The organism is Streptomyces lincolnensis (assembly GCF_001685355.1).
Classification (GTDB): Bacteria; Actinomycetota; Actinomycetes; order Streptomycetales; family Streptomycetaceae; genus Streptomyces; species Streptomyces lincolnensis.
In genome coordinates this window covers 9,949,042-9,970,365 of record NZ_CP016438.1, presented here as the reverse complement: position 1 = coordinate 9,970,365, position 21,324 = coordinate 9,949,042, and the positions used below count along the sequence as shown (strand labels likewise).

The following is a 21,324-nucleotide window of genomic DNA, read 5'->3' as shown; positions in this document are numbered from 1 at the left end:
CGGAGGTGCCCGATGGGGCAACGCCTGACCGGCTCCGGCCGGGCGGCGTCCCCCGCGCAGCGGACCGGGCTGTGGCAGATCGCAGGGCTGCTGCCCGCGGCCGGACGCGGTCCGGTGGCGTCGACGATCGCCTGCGACGTGCTGCTGGGCGTACTGCCCGTGGTGTTCGTGGTCAGCAGCAGTGTGATGGTGGGCCGGGTGCCCGGCGCGCTGGCGGCGGGCACCGGCTCGGCCCGGTGGTCGGGAGTGCTGACGGCGTTCGCGGTGGCGTCCGCCGCGTTCACCGCGCAGCAGGTGCTCGCCCCGTGGCAGGGGGCGCTGGGTGAGCTCGTCGCGAGACGGGTGGACGGGGCGCTCTTCGACCGGGTCATCGCGGCCTCACTGCGCGGACCGGGCATCGGTCCGCTGGAGGACCCCCGGCTGCTGGAGCGGCTCAGCGAGGCGCGGCGGGAGCTGGAGACCGGCGCGGACAGCCCCGGGAAGGCGTGCGCCGGTCTGCTGCATCTGCTGGCGCGGTGGGTGCAGCTGGCGGGCTGCGTGGGGGTCATCGGGTTCTGCTTCTCCTGGCTCGCCGGGCTCGCGGTCTGCGTCGCCGTGCTGGCGATGCGCCGCTCGCTCCGCCGCGGCCTGCGGGGCCACATGGCGAGTTGGTCGTCACTCGTGGGGCGCCGACGGGAAGAACGCTATCTGCGGGATCTGGCCACACGCGCCGCGGCGGGCAAGGAGATCCGGATCTTCGGGCTGGCCGGCTGGCTGCGCGACCGGCACCGGGCGGTGGCCCTGGAGTGGATGGCACCGGCCTGGGCGGAGCGCCGCCGGCTGCTGCTGTGGCCCCATCTGCGGTACACCGTCCTCGGCCTGGTGATCACGGCAGCGGTGCTGGCGGCGGCCGGGGCGGGCGGGGCCACGCTCACCGGGCTGGCGCTGGCGGCACAGGCCGTTCTGATCGGCGTCCGGCTCGGTGAGTTCTATCCGGAGTCCGACATGCAGACGATCCTCGGGATGAACGCCCACGACGCGCTGACCGCGTTCGAGGAGGGAGTGGCCCGTCACCCGGCACAGCCGGACACCCCGGAGACCTCGCGGACGCCGCCGCCCGCCCCCCGGCGGGAGATCGCCTTCTCCAAGGTCTCCTTCGGCTACCCCGGCCGGGAGCGACGCGTCTTCGAGGGCCTCGACTTCAGGATCGAGGCCGGGAAGTGCACGGCGATCGTCGGCGCCAACGGCGCCGGGAAGACCACGCTGATCAAGCTGCTCACCCGGCTGTACGAGCCCGACGAGGGCCGGATCACCGTGGACGGCACGCCGCTCGGGCACTGTCCGGCGGAGCTCTGGCGGTCCCGGATCGCGGTCGTCTTCCAGGACTTCAACCGGTACGAGGCCGACGCCTTCGACAACGTGGGCTACGGCGCCGTGCACCGCAAGGACGCCGCCGGGGCACGGGGGGAGATCCGTACCGCGGCGGCCGAAGCCGGTGTGGCGGACGTACTGGAGGCGCTGCCCGCCGGCTTCGGCACTCCGCTGGCCGGGCATCTGACCGGCGGCACCGAGCTGTCCGGCGGGCAGTGGCAGCGGGTCGCGCTGGCCCGCGCCCTGTTCCGGCTGCGGCACGGCGCCGGGGTCCTCGTCCTCGACGAGCCCACCGCCAGTCTGGACGTGCGCGCCGAAGCCCGGTTCTACCAGGAGTTCGTCCGCCCCGGGGTGACCACGGTGCTGATCTCCCACCGCTTCGCCACCGTGCGGCACGCCGACCACATCGTCGTCCTGTCGGGCGGCAGGGTGAGCGAGCAGGGTTCGCACGGCGAACTGATGCGCGCGGACGGCGAGTACGCGCGGCTGTTCCGGCTCCAGGCATACCGTTTCGCCGAGGAGCGCCCCCCGTCGGCCCTGCCGGGAGCACGCTGATGAGCGGCGGTCTGTACCGGGCGTCCGCGGACCTGCTGAGGATGTGCTGGCGGCACAGCCGTGCCAGGACTCTGACGGCGCTCGGGCTGATGCTGGCCGGCGGCGTCGCGATGCCCCTGGCGGGGCTGGGGCTGCGCGGGCTGTTCGACGCGGCCCAGGAGGGCGCGGCGGGGCGGGCGACGGCGCTGGGGGTGCTGGTCGCCGTGCTGCTCATCGCCGCGCTCACCTGCGGACACTTCGCACACATCGCGTACTTCGAGCTCGCCGAGCTGAACATGCTGCACTACAGCGACGAGCTGATCGTCCTCGCCAACGGGACCGCCGGCCTGGACAGCCACGAGACGCCGCGCCGCGCCGACCTGTTCGGGGTGCTGGAACGCGAGGTCGGGCAGACCCGCAACACGTTGCAGGCGCTGCTGTCCCTGGCCGGTCTCGCCTGCGGGCTGCTGCTCACGGTCGTCGTGCTCGCCCTGCTGCACCCGCTGCTGCTCCTGCTCCCGCTGGCCGCCGTACCGCCGCTGCTGGCGGGGCGGCACGCCGAACGGCTCACGGACGACGCCAGGAGCAGGGCTGCCGAACCGACCCGGCGCGCCCTCAATCTGGTCCGCCTGGCGACCGACGCCTCCTCCGCGAAAGAACTCCTCGTCTACCGGCTGGACCACGAGGTGCGCGACAGCCACGCGGAGCTGTGGGGGCGGGCCGGTGGCATCCTGTGGCGGGCGGAGCGCCGGGCCGCCGCACTGCGGGGCCTTGGCCAGCTGGTGTTCGCCGCCTGCTATGTGGGGGCGGTGCTGCTGATGCTGCGGCAGGCGGTCGCCGGCCGGCAGTCGGTGGGCGATGTGGTGCTGGTGGTCCTGCTCGCCGCGCAGGCCAACACGCAGGTGGCGCAGACCGTGGCGCTGGTGCCCGAACTGCAGCGGCTGACAGGGGTGGACCGGCGGATGCGGGAGCTGCGGCAGGCACCCGAACCGGAGCCGCCGCCCGCCGCGGCCCCTGCGGCGACGGTGCCGCGACGGCTGCGGCACGGCATCACGCTGAGCGGGCTGTCGTTCGCGTACCCGGGTGCCACGAGGCCGTCACTGCGGGACGCGGACCTGCACCTGCCGGCCGGATCCGTGGTCGCGGTCGTCGGCGAGAACGGGGCGGGCAAGTCGACGCTCGTCAAGCTGCTGTGCGGGCTCTACCGGCCGACCGCCGGCAGCATCCTCGTGGACGGCGTCGATCTCCGGCGGATACCGCCCGAGGCGTGGCGGGCCCGCACGGCGGCCGCGTTCCAGGATTTCGTCCGGTACGAGTTCACGGTCCGGCACGCCGTCGGCGTGGGCGATCTGCCCCGCGCCGGCTCCGAGGAGGCCGTGCGGACGGCTCTGGCACGCGCGCGGGCGGCCGGTGTGCTCGACGCGTTGCCGGAGGGTCTGGCCACCCGGCTCGGCAGGAGTTACACCAACGGGGCGGAGCTCTCCGGCGGCCAGTGGCAGAAACTGGCGCTCGGCCGCGCGTTCATGCGGGACCGGCCGCTTCTGGTGGTTCTGGACGAACCGGCCGCCGCCCTCGACGCCGAGGCGGAGCACGCCCTTTTCCAGCGTTATGCCGCGCAGGCCGAAAGGTCGGCGGCCGACGGCGGGATCACGCTGCTGGTTTCCCACCGTTTCTCCACGGTGGGAATGGCCGACCTCATCGTCGTGGTCGAGGGCGGCCGGATAGCGGAAGCCGGGGACCACGCCGCACTGCTGCGACGCGGCGGTCTCTACGCGGAGCTGTACACGCTTCAGGCCCGCGGCTACCGATGAATGTGGCCGAACGGGAACCTGGTGTGTCCGGGAAAAACATGATGTGATGTCCGGGTGTCTGACGAAGAGATACTCATCAAGCGTCTCCAGGAAGCGGGATACGCAGCCAGAGAGGTGGAGAAAGCCACCGGCGGAGTGGTCGCAATTGCTGGTCTGGTAACCCTCCAGGACGATTCCCAGATATTCGCGAAAACGCTTCTCGGGCCGGACCGGGATATTTTCCCCGTCGAAGCCGCCGGCCTGACGGAGCTCCGCGAAACCGGCGGGGTGATCACGCCGGAGGTGCTGTGCGCCTCGCCCCGGCTGCTCGTGCTGGAGAAGATGCGGCCACGCCGCGACGACGAGCGTTTCTGGGAGCGGCTCGCCCACACGGTCGCCGCCCTGCACACCTCCACGACCGCCGAGCGGTTCGGCTGGCACCGTCCGGGCTGGCTGGGCCGGCTGCGCCAGGACAACACGTGGGACAGCGACGGTCACGCGTTCCTCGCGGAGCGGCGCATCCTGCGCTGGCTGTCGGAACCTCTGGTCGAGGCGGCCTTCGACGCCGCGGAGCGGCAGGCTCTGGAACGGCTCTGCGCCACCCTTCCCGAACTCGTGCCGGACCGGCCCCCGTGCCTGACCCACGGCGATCTGTGGCAGGAGAACATCGTCGCCACCGCCGACGGCGCGCCCGTGCTCATCGACCCCGCCGTGTCCTACAACTGGCCGGAAATCGACCTCAGCATGCTGTGGTGCTCCCCGCGCCCGCCCGCCTCGGACCGCTTCTTCGCCCTGTACGAGGAGATCACCGGGATCGACGGCGGCTGGCGGGACCGGATGGACCTGTTCCATCTCCGGGAACTCCTGAGCGTCATCGCCCATGACGACGACGACTGGGGGGCCGCGGAAGCCGTACGGAAGATCATCGCCCCGTTCCGGCGGGACGGTGGCCCGGCGACGGTGTGACCGGCGTGCCGCTGCCGGACTCCGTGCCGGGGGAAGCCCGGCGGCGCCGGGTCGCCGCCCTATTCCAGGGCCCCGGTGGTACGCCGTTTCTCCCGGCGGGCGGCGTCGTACGCGCGGAAACGGCGGCGCAGCGCGGGTCCCGTACCCTCCCAGCCGGGGTAGTCCGCGTAGCCCAGGGAACAGCGCGCGAAGCGGAAACGGGGGTCGCCCACGTCGATCCTGCCGCCGTTCTCCCCGAGGTGGTCGAGGAACCGCTGCGACTCCCCGACGATCGACCGGTGCAGCAGGCGCCACTCCCCCGACGAGTAGGCCGCCACCCGCCTGGTCAGGCGGGTGGCGGCGGAAGCGGTCCACTTGAAGTGGTGAACCTGGGCGTAGATCTCCTCGGCGGGAACACCCCTGCCCGTCCAGGCGCAGTGCTGGCCCAGATCGAGTTCCACGGTGCCCCGGGCGAGGGTCACCTTGGTCGGCCTGCCGTCCAGCAGCCCGACGGTGAGCTGGCCGGCCAGCGGATACTGGCGCCACAGCGGCTCCCTGCCGTACGGCAGCGGCCCGGCGAGCCGGCCGTCGGCGCTGACCCGGTCGAGAAAGGCGCCTTCCACGAAGTCGAATCCGTGCTCCTCGCAGTAGGCGGCGACCTCGGCGAGCGATCTGTCGTAGACATGGAATTCGTCGAGGTCGGCGACGATCCACCAGTCGTCCGGCCAGGCGCTCATCTCTTTCCGGATGAGCGCGGCGTTGAGATCCTCGTGCCACGGGGCCACGCAGACGTCGGCGAAGCAGTACCCGGCCTCCCGCATCACTTCCACGGAAGGATCCAGCGTCGGGTCCGCACGGCTTTCGACGTGGCGTATCACGTGGAAGCTTTCGACTCCCAGCTCCCGGTAATGGCCCAATGAATAGGGCAGCAAAGATATGTCGCCGCCCACCACGGAAACGAAGCGTAAAGTCACGCCCATTACTTTCCGGGCGGCCCGGGCATTCTGTCAAGGTGGTGAGCCGCGACGGCCCGTGCGGTGAGGAGATGTATGAGCTCGAATACTCGAATGGGTTGGTTTCTGGCGCACGAGGAATGGCAGCCCGAAGCGCTGATACAGCAGGGAATACTCGCCGAATCGGCCGGCTTCGACGCACTCCTGGTGTCCGATCATCTCCAGCCCTGGACGGACGCCGGCGGAGCGGCCGGGTTCAGCTGGGTGACCCTGGGCGCGCTGGCCGCGTCCACACGGACGGCGACGCTGATGACGGCGGCCGTGTGCCCGCTGTTCCGGATGCATCCGGTGCTCACTGCGCAGGCGGCGGCGACGGTCGGGCGGATCTGCGGCGGCCGGTTCGAGCTGGGCGTCGGTATGGGACAGGCCGTCAACGAGCAGCCACTGAGGGGGCCCCTGCCGCCGTACCGCGAGCGGCTCGCGCGGACCGAGGAGGCCCTGCGGCTGATGGATTCGCTGCTGGCGGGCGACGAGGTGAGCTCAGACGGGCCGTACTACCCCGTGTCGCCGATGAGGCTGCACAGTCCGCCCCCCGGGCCGGTCCCCGTTCTGCTGGCCGCGTCGGGGCCGAGGTCGGCCGAGGCCGCCGGGCGGCTGGCGGACGGCGTGATCTCGTCGGTGAAGGACGTCGGCCATACCCGGCGGACTGTGGTCGACGTGGCGCGGAAGGCCGCCGCGGCGGTCGGCCGCCGGCCGCCGCGGACCGTCCTCACCTGCTTCCTCGTCTTCGCCCGCGACGACGCGGAGGCGTGGGAGGCCCTGCGGCCCTGGCGCGGTATGCGCACCCCGCGCCGGCTCCGGGAGGGCAGCCCGCGCCGGCTGCGCGAGGACGCCGACGCGATGGGCCGCGAGGCCGTCCTCCAGCGGTTCCCCCGCTACGACGACGTCTCCCGGGTGGTGGAGCTGTGCCGGGGCATCATCGACGGGATCGCCCCCGACGTACTGGCCCTCCAGGTGGCGGCCGTCGACGGCGCCGAAGCGCTGAGGCGGCTGAGCGAGGTGCCCGCCCGGTTGCGGGGCTGAGGCACCTACCGGTCGAGGGCGGCGAGCAGAGCCTCCTCCGTCCGTTCGGCCATCCGCTGGAGCGTGAAGTGCGTCAGCACCTGCTCGCGGGCCAACTCGCCCGTGCGGCCGCGCAGCGACTCGTCGGAGAGCAGCTCGACGAGGGCGCCGGCGAGGTGGGCGGGATCCGGGGACGGCACGAGGAAGGCCGACCGCCGGTCCCGTACCAGTTCGCCGATGCCCGGAAAGTCGCAGGTGACCAGCGGCCGTCCGGAGCTCATGGCCTCGAGCATGGCCAGGCTCAGCCCTTCCCCGGTGCTGGGCTGGGCGACGACGTCGGCCAGGGCCAGCACGTCCGGCATCCGGTGGTACGTCACATCGCTGTCGATGCGCACCACCTCACCGAGCCCGAGCCGGTCGATCTCCTCCCGCAGCTTTCCCGGATAGTCGCCCGAGGAGGAACTGACGGCGCCCGCGATCAGCAGCCGGGTGCGGGGCAGCCGGGCGTGCACCGGCGAGAAGGCCCGGACGAGCTCCAGGATTCCCTTGCGCGGCTTGAGCTGGGCGGCGCAGACGACGACGAGGTCGTCCGGGCCGTAACCGTAGTGCCGGCGGACCTGGCCCGTGTCCCGGTCCGGGCGGAATCTGTCCGTGTCCACCCCGTGCGGTATCAGCCGGGTGACAGCGGCCGATCCGTGCCGGCGGGCGCGGTCGGCGTAGTTCTCCGCGCAGGCCAGCACGAGCGAGGGGCGCAGGACATCGTGGACGACCCGCAGCCGGGCGCTGCCCAGGGGCTGCGCCTCCGGCTCGTGCTCATGGAAGGTCGCCACCCAGGGTATGTTCCGGTCCACCGCGATCCACTTGCCGGCCAGGGCGGCGTCGAGCGTGTTGGTGAAGACCAGATCCGGTCGCAACTCCTCGGCGCAGGCGGCCAGTTCCGGTGCCAGCGAGAAGGTCATCTGCTCCCACAGCACCTTGCTGGGGTCCGCGAGCAGTTCCCGGTACGCGGTGAGCCGGCGGACCGTCACCCCCCGCGGATCCCCTTCGACGGCCCGCCCGGCCGGGTCCTCCCGCGGCGCGTCGGTCACCAGCATGACGTCGTGGCCGCGACCGGCGAGCCCCTCCGAGATCACGTGCGCATACGTCTCCGCACCCCCGATGGTGGGGTGGAAGCTGGAAGCGATCATCAACAGTCTCATGTCACTCCGTTACCTCCGGCATCGTCCCGCCCCGATCCATGCCCCTTCTCCCCTGGCCCTACGCCGAGTCGCCCGGCCTTCGCGATCAGCCGGTTCGCATATTCGGATCACCGCGTCCGGGCCCACGTGGTACTGATGTACGGGCCGCCGAGCGGCGTGTTCCGCCATGCCCTTCCCGTACGAAGGCGAGGTCACCACCGATGATCAGCGACGCGTTTCCCGCCGGAGGGCCGGCCGGCGCGACCCTCACCGAGTGCCAGGAGCTGACCGGTGCGTTCCGCCGGCGCGCGAACATGCCGATCACCGCACACGTCGCCCTGCTCGACTCGTCCGCCGAGCTGGGGGAGTTGACCGGCGCGTATCTGAAGAACTGCGGTTACGCGCCCTCGGCCGCCGGTGCCCCGCCCTCGGACCAGGTGCGGTCGGAGTTCGGCGACGTGCTGTTCGCGCTGCTCGGTTTCGCGGACGCGGCAGGGCTGGACGCGGGCGCCGAGTTCGCCGCGACGCTCGACCGGTACGAGGCGCGGTTCGCCGGGAGGGCTGCCGAGCGGCATGGGTGACTACCACGTCCATCTCCATCCGCACACGCCCCGTCCGGACAGCCCGCCGCCGGGCGTGTATCCGAAGGGGCACGTCGACGCGTACGTGGACCGGGCCCTGTCGCGCGGCGCGACCGAGGTGGGCTTCACCGAGCACATGCACCGCTTCGTGGACCTGGAGCACGTCGCTGCGGGGTTCTGGAACACCGGTGAGTCGGCCGATCTCTCCGAGCGCTCCCGCCGGTACTACTACGACGAGCTGAATCTCCGTCTGGACCGCTACACCGAGGCCGTCCTGGGCGCCCGGGACCGGGGGCTTCCGGTGCTGCTCGGGCTCGAGGTCGACTTCCTGCCGGGCCGGATGGAGAAGATCCTCGACATCCTCGCCTCGTACCCGTTCGACTATCTCATCGGGTCCGTGCACTGGATCGGCTCCTGGGCCGTGGACCACGACGGGATGACGGACGAGTTCGAGCGCCGCGGGGTGCGGCGTTCGTACGAGGACTACTTCCGGCTGGTCGCGGACCTCGCCGAGTCCGGCATCGTCCAGGTGCTGGCCCATCCCGATGTGGTGAAGAAGTTCGGTCACCGCTGCGAGGAGGAGCCCGTCGACCTGTACCGCCGCGTGGTCGATGCCGCGCGACGTGGGGGCGTGGCGTTCGAGGTGTCCAGCGCGGGTCTGCGGTACGAGGCGATGGAGCCGTATCCGGCGCCGACCCTGTTGCGGATGTGTCACGAGGCGGGCGTGCCGATCACCTTGGCCAGCGACGCCCACTACCCGGACCAGGCGGCGGACCGGTTCCGCACTCTCGTCCGCTACGCCCGGGCCGCCGGATACCGCAGCCGGCTGAGGTTCGACACCGGAGGCGGGCAGGAGCTCGTGCCCCTGCCCGACCCGGACGACGACGGCGACTGGCCCCGCCGGACGGTGCGTGAGCCGTCAGGCGGCTAGGTGTGCTGTTCGGGGACGTTGGTGACAGGCGACACGCCTAGTCCCACGCGGACGGCGCCGCGCACCACCGGCGTCAGGACCGCAGCGGCCGTGGCGAACAGAGGGCGCGGTACGCGGTTGCGCAGCGCGCCCAGCGCCATGGTGCCCAGCGCGCGGCGCCCCACCCGGGTCTCCATGCCTTCCGCCGCCGGGGATGCCCCGGCGGCGGCGGCACAGACGCCGAGTCCGTACGCCGCGAGCCACAGTTCCGACAGCAGGGGTTCACCGATCAGCTGCCGAGCGCGCTCGGCATGGGGCTCCCGGCTCAGTGCGTCGCCGGCGAGCCGCAGGACACGGTCCGGGTCGAAGCCGAGATCCGCGAGCGCCGCCAGGGCCGGCACCTTGCGCCAGCCCTCGTCCGCCGTCGGATCGCGGAACCGGAAGTAGGCGCCTGGCTCGCCCCACCAGGCCAGCACGGGAACCGCGTCGACGCCTGTGACCGACCGCCGCAGGTCGACCCCGGACAGGGAGGTGGCGCCCGCGGTCCAGCAGGTGGCACAGCGCATGCCGTGACGGCTGTTGCCGGTCAGGCTGGCAGCGTCCCGGTGCTCGACCGCGTTGGGCACGGCGACCTGCGGGGTCAGGCCGGCCGAACGCAGGTAGCGGCGCAGCGTGACGTCATCGGGCTCATCCCTGCCCAGCGCCTCCTCGAACCAGGCGCTGACGTCCTTCGCGAGGGCCACCGGCATCACGACGGCCTGCGTCGGCACGTAGTTGTCGACGACCTCGGCCCAGCCCGCCCCGCAGAGCGCCGCGACACGCGCCACGGAGGCGGTCCAGGACCCCCACTCGACGAAGAGGGAGGACACACCGTCCGGGCGGTGCTCGATCAACTCGCCCACGACGTCGAGGAAGTTGCCGGTCAACCGGACATCGTCCTGCAGCACCAGATGATGGGTCGCCCAGGGCGCCGCCACGGCCCACGCCCTGCGGGCGGACCGCAGTGAGCCACGCTCGCCCTGCGGACCTCTGTCGCAGACGACACGGATGTCGAGGTGCGGGTGAACGTCCCGCAGCCGCTCGGCCATGCCCCGCCGCCGCTCGTGGGTCATGACCGCGATGGATAACCGCCAGTTCCGCTCGGGCAACTGTCCAGCCTTTCGAGAGTGAACGACACCGGACGACCTCCCGATTATCGTGGCTCGGACCGTGCCGGTCAGGGCGCGGCTACGACAGCGCCGCTCACGTGAGTCGCGATGACACGGCGTGGCGCACTTCCTGGTCCATCAGCACCAGCGCCCCGTCCGCCGCGTGCAGCCGGTCGTTGCTGTAGTTCAGCGGAGCGGAACGCAAATCCCGCAGCGTCCGTTCCAGCGCCAGGGGCGAGTCGCGCAGATAGCCGTGGAACATGCCCATGAGCTGGACCAGTTCGTCCACGGCGGCCGGGCACTGCTCCGACGCGGTCAGTTTCACCGTGTTGAGCAGCAGCTGGACCGGCGCGGAGGTGAGGTCGCGGCGCTCCCCCGGCAGAGCTTGCGTGGCGTGCCGGATCAGGGCGTGCACGGTGTCCAGGCGCTGGCGGACCCGGGAGAGGCGGTGGAGCAGGAGATCGGAGTGCAGGTCGACGCGGTCGCGCTGGGTACGCAGGTGCCGGACCACCCGGGCGAGCGCCCCGTCCGCCGCACCCAGCCAGCAGGCGGCCCAGCCAAGATGGGCCAGGGGCGCCATCGTGGCCAGCGCGATGTCCCGGAACCCTCCGGGGCGGCCGACCGTCTGGCGCGCGGGGACGTCCCCGGTCAAGCGCATCGGGACACTGTGCGTGGCCCGCATCCCGAGCGGATTCCAGTCCCCGGTGACGGTGATCCGCAGTTGCTCCCGGTCGGCGTAGACCAGCGTCAGGCTCTCCGGTGAACTTGCCCCGAGGGCCCGCATGCTGATGAGGAAGCCGTCGGCGTGCGTGCCGCCGGTGACGACGGGTGCGTCCCGGTCCACGTGCAGTGTCGTGTCGTCACCGCGCAGGCCGGAGGAGACCGACAGCAGGCGTCCCCGGTTGCCGGGGTCGGTGGTGACCGAGCCGAGGTACAGCGTGCCGTCGGCGACCCGCGGCAGCAGCGCCGCGCGCAGTGCGTCGTCCGCGTGCTCCACGAGCACCGCCGCCTGCTGGCAGTGCATGACGTAGATCATCGCCACGGACAGGCACTCGCGAGCCAGTTCGCCGACGACGTCGATCAGGTCGGTAGTGGTTCCGCCCAGGCCGCCGTACTCCTTCGGGACCAGGAGTCCCAGCAGGCCGCTGCGGCGGAGCGCCTTCAGCGCGGCTTCGGGGAAGGAGGCTTCCCGGTCCGTCGCGGCGGCGTGCTCGCGCACCACGGAACGGACCGGGCTCAGCCGCTCGCCGAGGGACACGGGGGGCGGTTCCGCGGCGGGCTGCTCCTGGGCGTGTGCGAACAGGCGGCACAGCCCGTCGACCGTGCGCAGGGTCTGAGGCGTCAGGCGTGCCGGATCGGCTTCCACGCCGAGTCGTTCCTCCAGTTGCTCCAGCATGTCGACCATCCGGAAGGAGTTGAAGGCCGGTAGCGCGTGCAGACGGCCGTCGCGGCGCAGCGTGTCGGTGTCCGCGCCCAGGATCTCGGCGGCCGCGGCGACGACCGCGTCGCGGACCTTCGTGCCGGGAAGTGGCTTGTGCTGGGTTGCGGTCATCAGCCGGTCCTCTCGTCATGTGCCGGGTTCAGGTCGGCGAAGCTCTCCTCGATCCGGGTGAGGATGCCGCTGATGTGCGGAAGGCGCAGGGGATCCGCGGCTGACAGCGCCTCCTCCTGCTCCTCCTCCGTCTCCCCGTACAACATGCTGGTCGCCGCCTTGAAGCGCAGCGCTTCCGGGTGGTCGCCGAGATGGTGACCGGCGAGGACCACGAGGCCGTACCGGTCGAAGAGATGACGCCGGAGCGTGTCCGAGTCCGTGACACCGCGCCGGGCGAGGCGGGGACGCAGCGGTTCGAGATCCGGGTACACGTAGAAGGCCCCGGTCGGGGGCCGGCAGAGGGCCCCGGCGCGCACCATCAGCGCGTGGACCTCGCGGGCCACCGCGCCGTGCAGACGTGCGGAGTCGCGCAGTCGGCGCCGTATCTCGGGCGGATCGCCGAAGGCGTACTCGGCGACCTCCTGCATCGGCCCGGCCAGGGAGGACCACACGTCGCTCGCGACGGCCACCACCGTGTCCCGGACCCGCCGGCCCCGTGGCCCCTCGGGGAAGCGAGCCGCCCCGATGCGCCAGCCGCCGATGGCAAGACTCTTGGAGAGTCCTGTGGTGACGATGGTGCGCTCGGGAATCACTTCGGCGGGACTGAACAGGCGGTGGGCCGGGTCGTGCACGGTGTCCCGGTAGATCTCGTCGGAGACGACGAGCAGGTCCTCATCCTCCGCGACGCCACACACACTCCGGACGGCCTCTCGTGGCGCGAATGTGCCCGTCGGGTTGTCCGGGAGCGTGAGGATCAGGATCCGGGGGTCGTGTCCGGCGACTCGGGCCGCCCGGATCCGGTCCCTGAGGGCGAGCGGATCCGGGACTCCTCCGTACTCGGCGGGAATCGGGACCCCGATCACCTTCCTGCCGGCCATGTCCGCCTGTGCGGGGTAGGAGTTCCAGCACGGCACGGGCAGGACGACATCGCCCGGGACAGCCAGGTGCAGTGCCATCAGCAGGGGTTTGCTGCCCGGCCCGACCACGATCTGGCCGGGGGTGGTAGGGATGCCGCGCCGGGTGAAGTAGCCGGCCACCGCGGCCCTGGCCGCGGGCGAACCGGCGACGGGACCGTAACCGTGGTGCCGCGCGCCGGCGGCCAACCGCGCCCGGAGGGAGGCGAGCACGGGCAGCCGCGCCTCGCCGAACCCCAGGTGGACCAGGGGCCGGTCGCCTCGGCCGGACCGGGCTACGAGTTCGTTGAGGGCCAGGTTCGGCGACACGGCCCTGCCCCGGCTCACCGCTGTTCCCCTTGCGCGTGGGCGGTCATCACGCCCCGCTCGGCGCCTGGGACGTCCGCCCCTCCCACGCGCAGCGCCCGCACGAGGTCGCCCGGGGTCGCCGGATCGAGGACGAGGTCCGTGAGCCAGTAGGCGGAAGGCGAGTACCGGGCCCGGAACGGCCTGCCGACGAGTGCCGGGTCACGCGCCTGCAGGAGACGCAGCTGGAAGTAGCGTCCCGTCGGTTCGTCCTGGACACCGTCGACGACCACCTTTCCCGGGGTGGCGGACATGACGGGGCCGCGGACTGTACGGGCCAGTCCGGGGAGTCGACGGTAGGCATCGTGGAAGAGGTCCACCGCGCGGGACAGCGGCACGCGGAAATAGCCGTGCGGGCCGGTGTCGCGTTCGACGAACAGGTAGTACGGAACGGCTCCCATCGCCGATTCGGCCCGCCACAACTCGGCCCACACCGCGGCGTCGTCGTTGACATGGGCGATCAACGGGGCCTGGCAGTACAAGGAGGCCCCGGTGGAGCGGATGCGCGCGACGGCCGTGCGGGCGAGGTCGGTGCCGATCTCCCGGGGGTGGCTGAAGTGGGCCATCACGGCCAACTGACGGCCCGTCGAGGTCACCTCCTCGAACAGCCGGAGGGTGGTGTCGGCGTCCCGGTCCGTGACGAACCGCTGCGGCCAGTAGGCCACCGCTTTGGTGCCGATTCGGATGGTCCGGACGCTTGGGACACCGAGCAGGGGCTCCACGTGTTGTCGCAGCCGGTCAGCCGACATCACGAGCGGGTCTCCTCCGGTGACCAGGACGTCGCTCACCTCCGGATGCCGACGCAGATAGGCGACCAGGTCATCCGGGCCGGGAGTGGCGAACCGTAGATCCTGGTCTCCGATGAACTGGGCCCAGCGAAAGCAGTAGGTGCAGTAGGAATGGCAGGTCTGACCCTGGCCGGGAAAATAGAGAACCGTCTCCCGGTATTTGTGCTGCAAACCGGGAAGCCGCCGGCCGTCGAGGCTCGGCACATTAAACTCCTGCTGCCCCGAGGGGTGCGGGTTCAGACCGGCCCTGATTCCGGCCACGGCGTCGCGTATGACGGATTCGGAGGCGTTGGCCGCGATCAGTCGCGCAAGCCTGTGACGTTCGTTGTCGCGCAGCATGTCGCTCTGCGGGAAGACGAGTTGGAACATCGGATCGTCCGGGGCCCGGTCCCACTCGATGAGACGCGTGAGGACGTAGTCGTTGACCCGGAACGGCAGCACTCGGGCGGCGAGACGAATGGATTCCCGCAACTGCGGGTCCATTCCGAATCGTTCGGCGATTCTGTCCAGATGCCGTGGCCCCCAGGCACGGAAACGGCTCGCCTCTGCCGGGCTGTCGAGCAGAAGAGTCATGCGACCATCCTCCGATGTCTGGAAAGTGGAGCCGCAACGGGACAAGGAGCAGCCGCCACGGTATCCCCGAACTCGGCACCTCGGGAAACCGGCCGGTATCGCCCTATAGATGGGTCTTATGGGGTCCCTCGACATCTCCCTTGACCCTCGCCGCCCGTCCGGTCATAGGGTGAGGAACGCCGCTTCCGCGCCTTTGAAGCATTCCCGTGACCTAAAGGGTGGAGGGTCCTATGAGGACGGCAATTCCGGAGTCCGTGCGAACCGAACTGCTCGACTGCATCCAGGTCAACCTCGCCGTGCCGGCCGACCGGTGGCACGGTCCCCGTACGCATCTGGCGCTGGGGGCCGCACTGCGGTTCCGGCCGCGCGCACGTCCCGACGAACTTCCCTCGGTCGAACCGCTCCCGGGCGAGCAGATCGAGGACGCCTGTGCCCGGCTCGGGCTGGTCGTGACCAGGACGGCGGACGACCTCGCGGGTCCGGACATCGCCGCGCTCGCGGACAACGGCTCCGTGTACGCCGTCGGGGACGCCTACGACATGCCCTGGCTGCCGTACGCGGGCAAGCAGCACATGCTCCACAGCTTCCTGGTGGAGCGAGGTGACCGGGAGGCCGTGGTCACGGACGCCTACCGCAACGAGACACGGTGGGGCACCGCCGTTCCGGGCCAGTTCCGGACGAGGTGGGAGGAACTGCCCGCCGTCCGCTACGCGAGAGTGATCCGTCCCGCTGCGGACGGCCCGTCGGCCCTAGGACCCACGCTGGAGCTCGGCGATCCGACGACATACCTGGCCGCCTTCGAACACTGTCCCGACCAGCACCGGGCGGTCGAACAACTGACGGTCGAGACCTGGCTGCTGACGCGCTCCCGCCGACTGCACGCCGCGTTCCGTGCCCAGCGCGAGCAGACGGAGGACAACTCCCGGGTACGGGAACACCTCAGGCGCTGGGACGACCTCGCGGCGCACGCCTTCATCAGCCTGCGACGCCTGCGACGCGGACCCGTGGACCTCCACGGCCTCCTCGCCCGCCTGGCCGACGCTCTCGCCGCCGACCAAGACGTGTTCCGCCTGACACCCTCCGCCGTCGCCCATCCGTAAGTCGCCCGTGGAAGGAGCCCCATGATGGACCGGGAGTTCGTCGAGGTGGTGTCGAGCCACCTGCCTTTCCTGAACGGCCGGACGCTGACCGCGAGTTCGTCGCTGCGGGAGCTCGGCCTGGACTCGATGCGCTCGATCGACCTGCTCTTCGCCCTCGAGGACACCTTCGGGGCCTCCCTGCCGGACGAGGACCTCAACGACGCCACCTTCGCCACCGCGGGCAGTCTGTGGCAGGCGTTGAACGCGGCACGGACGGCCGCCGGGGCGGCCGGAACCGCCGAGACCGCCGGCAGCGGCACGTGACCGCGCCGGCCCGGGAGGCCACCGGGGCACGGAGCACGTCGGCCGCCGCCCCGGCAGGGGAGTTCTCCGCGCGGTGCGCGGACGTGCTCGGCTCGATGGGGCGGCACGCCACGGGCCGGCAGGTCTGGGCCGGCCTCGGCTCGGCCGGAGTGCTGGGCGAGACCTACCGCGCCCAGTCCCCGGCGGCCGGCGTCGACCGCGCACGACTCGGTGCCCTGCTGGCCGCGGTGGACGCCCACGTGGGCATCGGCTCGACCCTGGCCGTCTGCGTCCAGATCGCCTCGTCCCTGCCGCTGCTGGCCGCCGCGGCGGCGCCCGGACCGGCCCGCGACATGGCCGCCGGGGCAGTCGCCGGTGAGGCCGTCGTGGCTTTCGGCGCGACGGACGAGGCGACGGGGTCCGACCTTGCGGCGCTGTCCACCACACTGCGGCTGGACGCGGAGGAGATCGAGGTCACCGGGACCAAACGCTGGATCACCAACGCCACCCAGTGCGACGCCGCCCTGGTGCTCGCCCGGCACCGGCCGGGCCGCCACTTCACCAGCTTCACGTGGGTGCTGGTGCCGGTGGCCGCGGCCGGAGTGACCGTGGAAGCCGCGGACACGGAGCTGTTCGACGGCTCGGGCACCGGTCACATCCGGCTGGACCGGGTGCGACTCCCCCGCAGCCAGGTCGTGGGCCGTCCCGGGATGGCTCTCGCCTCGTTCGCGGAACACATCGCGGTCGAACGACTGGCCGGCGCGCTGTGGGGGGTGGCGCTGTGCCGGCGCGTCCTCGCGGACACCAAGAGGCGCCTGGCGGCCCGCCCCTACGGCGACGGCTCCCTGTGGCACCTGGAGGGCGTGCGGCAGCGCTTCGCCGACGCACTGGTCCTGGTGCGGCAGCTGCGGGCGCTCACCGCCGAGCTCGGCGACCGCGTCGCCGTCCACCACGACACCACGGCGGCGGCGCTCCTCAAGAGCAGCGCCGCCGCCACCGTGGAACGCGTGCTCGCCGAGTGCGCCCAGCTCCAGGGCGCGGAGGGGTTCGCCGCCGGGGGGATCCAGCACCTGCGGGCGCAGGCCGCGCTGTTCGGCATAGGCGGCGGCACCAGGGAGCTGATGCTGTCGGTGGTCGGGGACGCCGCCGACACCGTACTGGCGGAACTCGCCGACTGAGCGGAAGGAGCGACCATGGCCGCAGTCGCGAGCGGCGCCGTTCCCGAACTGAGCTGCTACACCACGAACCTGGTGGCCTATCTCGACCGCGGTACCCCCGGCGCCGCCCGGCGTCTCGCCGACGCGGTCCGCCTCGCGGTGCGCACGGATCTCCCCGACGGGCTTCTCGCCTTCTCGCACCACAGGCGGTTCGACGGAGACGACGCGGGCGGCGGCGACGCGGACGGCGGCGGCTGGGAACTGGCCTATCGCAGCAGCGCCGACTGGCGCGACGCCCGTTCCCGGCTGGCCGAGGAGATCGCCGCGCACGGCTCGGTGCTGGCCGTCGGGAACACCCGCATGATGCCCTGGTCGCCGCAGTTCGGCAGGACGGCCGTGCCCCACTGGTGCCTGCTGGAAGGCCGTGCGGACGGCCGGTGGCGGCTGGCCGATCATTTCTCCGCCCTTCTCCCCGAGGGAGAGCACCGGCCGCGCACGGCCCGGCTCACCGACGCCGAGCTGCGTGACGTGCTGACCCCCGTCCGCGACGCGCCGCCGGAGGTGGTGCTGCGTGACGTGCACGCCTTCGGTGTCCCGGTGTCACTGCCGTCGCCGGCGCACTACCGGTGGTTGGTGCGGCAGGAGCGGACCGCGCGGCCTCCAGGTCCGGGCACCCGGCTCACCGAGTCGCCCGGGCCGGGCACTTGGCTGACGGATCCGGCGGAGGTGCTGGGCTACCTGTCCGAGCGGCTGCCCGAGGACGTACGGGCGCTGACCGTGCACGCGGACGACCTTTGGGCCGCCTCCCGGCATCTGCGCCACCGCGCGGCCGTGCTGTCCGCCGCGGAGCTCGTGCCCGAGGACCCCGCTACGGACCGCGGCTGGGCCGAACTGCCCCGGGCCCTCCGCTTCGCCGCGCTGTCGGCGGCCCGCGGCCGGGCACGCCCCGACGTGGTGGCGCGTGCCTTCGACAACCTGATCGAGGCGACGACACGCCGTGCGGTGTCCCACCCGTGACGGCCCATGACGACGGAGACAGACCGTGGCAGACGTCAGTTCCCAGCAAGTGCCGCACCCCGCGGGTGAGCGGCTGCACGAGTTCCTGCTGGCGGCCGTGCGCACCGGCCCCGACCGGCCCGCCGTCGTCGAGTACGCGGGCCCGGGCGACATCCGCACGACGAGCTACCGCCAGCTGGCGCGCCTGGCCGAGGAGTACGCGGATGCCCTGGCGGGTGCGGGGCTGCGGGTGGGCGACCGGGTGATCCTGCAGTCCGACACCTCGTACCCGGCGATCGCGATGCTCATCGCCTGCTCGTCGCTCGGCGCGGCCTTCGTACCCGTCGGCCCACGCACCCCCGCGCACCGGCTGGAGTGGATCACCGGAACCGTCCGGCCGGCCCTGCACCTGCGAGCCGAAGACCCGCCGCCCGGTCACAGGTCGCCTCAGGTCGCCTCAGGTGTGTTCGGACCGGACGGCATACGGTTCGAGCCCCGGCCCGCGACGGGCCGGGGCGGCGGCGGATGGCGGCTCGGGGTCGAGACCGATCCTGCCTATGTCATCTTCACGTCCGGCACGACCGGCCACCCCAAGGGCGTCGTGATGAGCCATCGGGGCGTCGTCGCCTTCTATCGGGGCATGCTCGGATGCGACCTGGTGGAGGCCACCGACCGGGTGGCCACGACCTCTCCCCTGCAGTTCGACTTCTCCCTGCTGGACATCGGCCTGGCGCTCGGCAGCGGCGCGGCCGTCGTGCCGGTGCCGCGCGCGTTGCTGCCCTGGCCGCGGCGGTTCCTGCGCGTCCTGGCCGAGACGGCCGCCACCCAGGTCAACGGCGTGCCGTCCGTCTGGCGCCAGCCTCTGCTGAGGGAACCCGCCATGCTGGCCGAGCTGCGGCAGATCCGCGGAGTGCTGTTCTGCGGGGAGGAGTTCCCTGCGCACGAGGTACGGCGGTTGCAGGAACTGCTCCCCAAGGCGCGCCTGACCAACTGCTATGGCAGCACCGAGTCGATGGCGTGCTCCTTCGCCGAGGTCCCCAGCCCTCTTCCCGACGGCCAGAGCAGGCTGCCGATCGGCACCGCCCACGCGGGAGCCGAGCTGATGCTGGTGGGTGAGGACGGCAGCCCCGTGGAGGGTGCGGGCATGCCGGGCGAACTCCATCTCCGCAGCCCGGCGTTGTTCCTGGGCTACTGGGACGACGAGCCGGCCACACGCAGGGCCTTGGTGCCCGATCCGGTCGCGCCCTGGACGGGACAGAAGGTCCTGCGCACCGGTGACCTCGCCTACCGGGACGACCGGGGCGACTTCTACTTCTGCGGACGCGTCGATTCCCAGGTACAGATCCACGGCAACCGCGTGGAACTCCGGGAGATCGAGCACCGGCTGCTGTCGTGTCCCGGGGTGGCGAACGCCGTCGCCCTCGTCGTGGACGATCCGGACGGCGTCCCGCTGCTGGCCGCCGTCGTCGTACCGGACCGCGCGGACGGGTGCGTGGACGACGCCGTACTGCTCTCCCACTGCCGCGACGCCCTGCCGGACTACATGATCCCCCAGCGCGTCGAGGTGGTCAGCGAGCTGCCCTGCACCCAGAACGGAAAGACCGACCGCAAGGAACTGGCGGCTTGGTGCCGCACCGCACGGCCGACATCGAAGGGGTAGAAGACCTTGTTGAAACAGCAGATACCGTTGGACGGGCACGACGTCCCATACATGTGCGGCATCGACTGTGCGGACACCGTGGCCGAGCTGGTGGCAGCCAGTGCCGGCGCTGCCGACTCCGTCCTGTTCGTCATGGACGGCGCGGTCGCCTCCCACGCGGCCCCCGTCATCAGCCGCCTCTCGGAGCATCTCAGGACCGAGACGGTGCAAGTCGTGGCGACCGAGTCGAACAAGACCCTGTCCCTGGTCGGAGACATCGCGGAGTTCGCCGTCAGCCGGGGCGTCACACGCGGTTCCGTCGTGGTGGGCATGGGCGGTGGAATGGTCGGCAACGTGGCCGGACTGACCGCTGCACTGCTCTTTCGCGGCACCCGGCTGATCCACCTGCCGACCACACCCGTGGCCGCGTTCGACTCGGTGGTGTCGGTGAAGCAGGCCGTCAACCTGCGCGGCGGGAAGAACCTGAGCGGGACGTACTACGCCCCCTCGCTCATCGCCTGCGACCTGCGCTGGCTGGAGACGGTTCCCCCCGAGCAACTGCGCACCGGGCTGTCGGAGATGGTGAAGAACGTGCTCGCGGTGATACCGGAGCAGTGGGACACGCTGATGCACGCCCTGGCCGCCGTGTCCGAGGGGCGCACCACGGAGGCGCTGCCCCACCTCTTCGACATCGGGGTGACGGCGAAGGTGCCCTTCCTCGGCCGCGACCCGCGCGAGCGCAAGGAGGCACTCGTCTTCGAGTACGGGCACACCATGGGCCACGCCCTGGAACTCGCCTCGCGCGGCGCCATGAAGCACGGCGAGGCCGTGGCCTGGGGCATGCTCGTCGCCGCCGAGGTCAGTCACCGACTCGGCTTCCTGACCGGCGAGGACCTGCGCAGTCACTACCGGATCATCGACCGGCTGGAGCTGCCGCCGGCCCGGGCGCGGATCGGCGCGATCGACCCGATGGCGCTGGAAGCGCTGCTGTCCACGGACAACAAACGGGGGTATCTCCGCTGCGCCGACGACGAGGTGGCCATGGTGCTCCTGCAATCGCTGGGCAACCCGTTGGTGACCGGGGGGAGCGGATACCCGCTCGTCCCCGTCCGGCGCGGGACCCTGATGTCGGCGCTGCACACCGTGACGGAGCACATCCCGGAGGAAAGGAGTGCACGATGGAAGAAGTCCAGCTTGTCGTGAAGACCGTCCTCTCACAGGTCCTCGACAACGGCACCCGGGCAGCCGACATCCAGCCGGACACGGACCTGAGAGACTACGGCCTGGACTCCCTCAAGGCCGTGGCGCTCCTCCTGGGCGTCGAGGAGGCGTTGCGGGTCGAGCTGCGGCCGGACGTGCTCGACACCCAGCCGTGCACCGTACGATCCCTGAGCACCCACCTGAGCTCCCTGGCCAGCCGAAGCGCCTGATCCGCCTCCCGCGTCGCGGCGGGTGTATGTCCTCCGTACCGGGCGTATATCGCCGCTT

At 71.8% G+C, this 21,324-nt stretch carries 19 protein-coding genes; 13 read left to right on the top strand and 6 right to left on the bottom strand.

Translation table 11 applies throughout. The features are described from left to right. Nucleotides 1-12 precede the first annotated feature (12 nt). From SLINC_RS43985 to SLINC_RS43975, 3 genes are read left to right on the top strand one after another with little or no spacing between them, the layout of a single operon-like run. Nucleotides 13-1,905: an ABC transporter ATP-binding protein gene (locus SLINC_RS43985; protein ID WP_067444098.1), complete on the top strand. Its 1,893-nt coding sequence runs from the start codon at nt 13-15 to the stop codon at nt 1,903-1,905. Next, entirely contained in the window at nt 1,905-3,695 is a 1,791-nt protein-coding gene (locus tag SLINC_RS43980; protein WP_067444096.1) for an ATP-binding cassette domain-containing protein, read from the top strand. The genes SLINC_RS43985 and SLINC_RS43980 overlap by 1 nt, the downstream gene beginning before the upstream one ends. Nucleotides 3,696-3,749: 54 nt before the next feature. Next, complete coding sequence (locus SLINC_RS43975; protein WP_067444094.1) at nt 3,750-4,640, top strand: fructosamine kinase family protein; 891 nt, start codon at nt 3,750-3,752, stop codon at nt 4,638-4,640. Between the two features lie 59 nt (nt 4,641-4,699). Here the strand turns inward: SLINC_RS43975 and SLINC_RS43970 are convergent, their stop codons facing one another. Continuing rightward, nucleotides 4,700-5,599, bottom strand: a complete 900-nt coding sequence (locus SLINC_RS43970) for a glycosyltransferase family 2 protein (RefSeq protein ID WP_079165016.1) — start codon at nt 5,597-5,599, stop codon at nt 4,700-4,702. A gap of 87 nt (nt 5,600-5,686) precedes the next feature. Here SLINC_RS43970 and SLINC_RS43965 point away from each other — a divergent pair, with 87 nt between their 5' ends. After that, the gene (locus tag SLINC_RS43965) at nt 5,687-6,655 is read left to right on the top strand and encodes an LLM class flavin-dependent oxidoreductase (RefSeq protein WP_067444090.1); all 969 of its coding nucleotides are present in this window, start codon (nt 5,687-5,689) and stop codon (nt 6,653-6,655) included. Between the two features lie 5 nt (nt 6,656-6,660). Here SLINC_RS43965 and SLINC_RS43960 read toward each other — a convergent pair whose 3' ends face one another. Beyond that, nucleotides 6,661-7,833, bottom strand: a complete 1,173-nt coding sequence (locus SLINC_RS43960; protein WP_079165014.1) for a glycosyltransferase family 4 protein — start codon at nt 7,831-7,833, stop codon at nt 6,661-6,663. Nucleotides 7,834-8,033: 200 nt separating this feature from the next. Here SLINC_RS43960 and SLINC_RS43955 point away from each other — a divergent pair, with 200 nt between their 5' ends. Together SLINC_RS43955 and SLINC_RS43950 are read left to right on the top strand one after the other, a co-directional pair. Next, nucleotides 8,034-8,393 (top strand): hypothetical protein, encoded by a 360-nt coding sequence (locus tag SLINC_RS43955; protein WP_067444086.1) that lies wholly within the window; start codon nt 8,034-8,036, stop codon nt 8,391-8,393. Next, nucleotides 8,386-9,324, top strand: a complete 939-nt coding sequence (locus SLINC_RS43950) for a histidinol-phosphatase (protein ID WP_067444084.1) — start codon at nt 8,386-8,388, stop codon at nt 9,322-9,324. The genes SLINC_RS43955 and SLINC_RS43950 overlap by 8 nt, the downstream gene beginning before the upstream one ends. Here the strand turns inward: SLINC_RS43950 and SLINC_RS43945 are convergent. The 4 genes from SLINC_RS43945 to SLINC_RS43930 all read right to left on the bottom strand — a co-directional run bounded on the left by SLINC_RS43945 (nt 9,321) and on the right by SLINC_RS43930 (nt 14,662). Further along, nucleotides 9,321-10,415, bottom strand: a complete 1,095-nt coding sequence (locus SLINC_RS43945) for a hypothetical protein (protein ID WP_067444082.1) — start codon at nt 10,413-10,415, stop codon at nt 9,321-9,323. The genes SLINC_RS43950 and SLINC_RS43945 overlap by 4 nt on opposite strands. Nucleotides 10,416-10,545: 130 nt before the next feature. Next, nucleotides 10,546-12,003, bottom strand: a complete 1,458-nt coding sequence (locus SLINC_RS43940; RefSeq protein WP_107406767.1) for an acyl-CoA dehydrogenase family protein — start codon at nt 12,001-12,003, stop codon at nt 10,546-10,548. Further along, complete coding sequence (locus SLINC_RS43935) at nt 12,003-13,283, bottom strand: pyridoxal phosphate-dependent aminotransferase (RefSeq protein WP_067444076.1); 1,281 nt, start codon at nt 13,281-13,283, stop codon at nt 12,003-12,005. Before SLINC_RS43935 ends, SLINC_RS43940 begins: the two co-directional genes overlap by 1 nt. Then, a complete protein-coding gene (locus SLINC_RS43930) occupies nt 13,280-14,662 on the bottom strand; it encodes a KamA family radical SAM protein (RefSeq protein WP_067444074.1) in 1,383 nt (460 codons plus the stop codon). The genes SLINC_RS43935 and SLINC_RS43930 overlap by 4 nt, the downstream gene beginning before the upstream one ends. A gap of 230 nt (nt 14,663-14,892) precedes the next feature. On the opposite strand from SLINC_RS43930, the gene SLINC_RS43925 reads away from it, so the two are divergent. Genes SLINC_RS43925 through SLINC_RS43895 form a run of 7 tightly spaced genes read left to right on the top strand, consistent with a single transcriptional unit; the run spans nt 14,893 to nt 21,266 of the window. Beyond that, the gene (locus tag SLINC_RS43925; RefSeq protein WP_159425413.1) at nt 14,893-15,762 is read left to right on the top strand and encodes an acyl carrier protein; all 870 of its coding nucleotides are present in this window, start codon (nt 14,893-14,895) and stop codon (nt 15,760-15,762) included. 21 nt (nt 15,763-15,783) lie between these two features. Continuing rightward, nucleotides 15,784-16,065 carry a phosphopantetheine-binding protein gene (locus SLINC_RS43920; protein ID WP_237282036.1) on the top strand — a complete coding sequence of 94 codons (282 nt, stop codon included), beginning with the start codon at nt 15,784-15,786 and terminating at the stop codon, nt 16,063-16,065. Further along, on the top strand, nt 16,062-17,222 hold the full coding sequence (locus tag SLINC_RS43915) for an acyl-CoA dehydrogenase family protein (protein ID WP_237282035.1): 1,161 nt from the start codon (nt 16,062-16,064) through the stop codon (nt 17,220-17,222). The genes SLINC_RS43920 and SLINC_RS43915 overlap by 4 nt, the downstream gene beginning before the upstream one ends. A 15-nt stretch (nt 17,223-17,237) precedes the next feature. Next, nucleotides 17,238-18,218: a hypothetical protein gene (locus SLINC_RS43910; protein WP_067444068.1), complete on the top strand. Its 981-nt coding sequence runs from the start codon at nt 17,238-17,240 to the stop codon at nt 18,216-18,218. Between the two features lie 25 nt (nt 18,219-18,243). After that, the gene (locus SLINC_RS43905; protein WP_067444065.1) at nt 18,244-19,857 is read left to right on the top strand and encodes an AMP-binding protein; all 1,614 of its coding nucleotides are present in this window, start codon (nt 18,244-18,246) and stop codon (nt 19,855-19,857) included. A gap of 9 nt (nt 19,858-19,866) precedes the next feature. Next, entirely contained in the window at nt 19,867-21,039 is a 1,173-nt protein-coding gene (locus tag SLINC_RS43900; protein ID WP_159425412.1) for a 3-dehydroquinate synthase family protein, read from the top strand. Continuing rightward, nucleotides 21,015-21,266, top strand: coding sequence for an acyl carrier protein (locus SLINC_RS43895; RefSeq protein WP_079165013.1), 252 nt, complete (start codon nt 21,015-21,017; stop codon nt 21,264-21,266). The genes SLINC_RS43900 and SLINC_RS43895 overlap by 25 nt, the downstream gene beginning before the upstream one ends. The last annotated feature ends 58 nt before the right edge of the window (nt 21,267-21,324 follow it).

What these genes read in the sequence shown, in the direction of transcription:
- SLINC_RS43985 (WP_067444098.1), top strand. Translation starts at nt 13, where the DNA reads ATGGGGCAACGCCTGACCGGCTCCGGCCGGGCGGCGTCCCCCGCGCAG.
- SLINC_RS43980 (WP_067444096.1), top strand. Translation starts at nt 1,905, where the DNA reads ATGAGCGGCGGTCTGTACCGGGCGTCCGCGGACCTGCTGAGGATGTGC.
- SLINC_RS43970 (WP_079165016.1), bottom strand. Translation starts at nt 5,599, where the DNA reads ATGGGCGTGACTTTACGCTTCGTTTCCGTGGTGGGCGGCGACATATCT.
- SLINC_RS43965 (WP_067444090.1), top strand. Translation starts at nt 5,687, where the DNA reads ATGGGTTGGTTTCTGGCGCACGAGGAATGGCAGCCCGAAGCGCTGATA.
- SLINC_RS43960 (WP_079165014.1), bottom strand. Translation starts at nt 7,833, where the DNA reads ATGAGACTGTTGATGATCGCTTCCAGCTTCCACCCCACCATCGGGGGT.
- SLINC_RS43955 (WP_067444086.1), top strand. Translation starts at nt 8,034, where the DNA reads ATGATCAGCGACGCGTTTCCCGCCGGAGGGCCGGCCGGCGCGACCCTC.
- SLINC_RS43950 (WP_067444084.1), top strand. Translation starts at nt 8,386, where the DNA reads ATGGGTGACTACCACGTCCATCTCCATCCGCACACGCCCCGTCCGGAC.
- SLINC_RS43945 (WP_067444082.1), bottom strand. Translation starts at nt 10,415, where the DNA reads ATGACCCACGAGCGGCGGCGGGGCATGGCCGAGCGGCTGCGGGACGTT.
- SLINC_RS43940 (WP_107406767.1), bottom strand. Translation starts at nt 12,003, where the DNA reads ATGACCGCAACCCAGCACAAGCCACTTCCCGGCACGAAGGTCCGCGAC.
- SLINC_RS43930 (WP_067444074.1), bottom strand. Translation starts at nt 14,662, where the DNA reads ATGACTCTTCTGCTCGACAGCCCGGCAGAGGCGAGCCGTTTCCGTGCC.
- SLINC_RS43925 (WP_159425413.1), top strand. Translation starts at nt 14,893, where the DNA reads ATGAGGACGGCAATTCCGGAGTCCGTGCGAACCGAACTGCTCGACTGC.
- SLINC_RS43920 (WP_237282036.1), top strand. Translation starts at nt 15,784, where the DNA reads ATGATGGACCGGGAGTTCGTCGAGGTGGTGTCGAGCCACCTGCCTTTC.
- SLINC_RS43910 (WP_067444068.1), top strand. Translation starts at nt 17,238, where the DNA reads ATGGCCGCAGTCGCGAGCGGCGCCGTTCCCGAACTGAGCTGCTACACC.
- SLINC_RS43895 (WP_079165013.1), top strand. Translation starts at nt 21,015, where the DNA reads ATGGAAGAAGTCCAGCTTGTCGTGAAGACCGTCCTCTCACAGGTCCTC.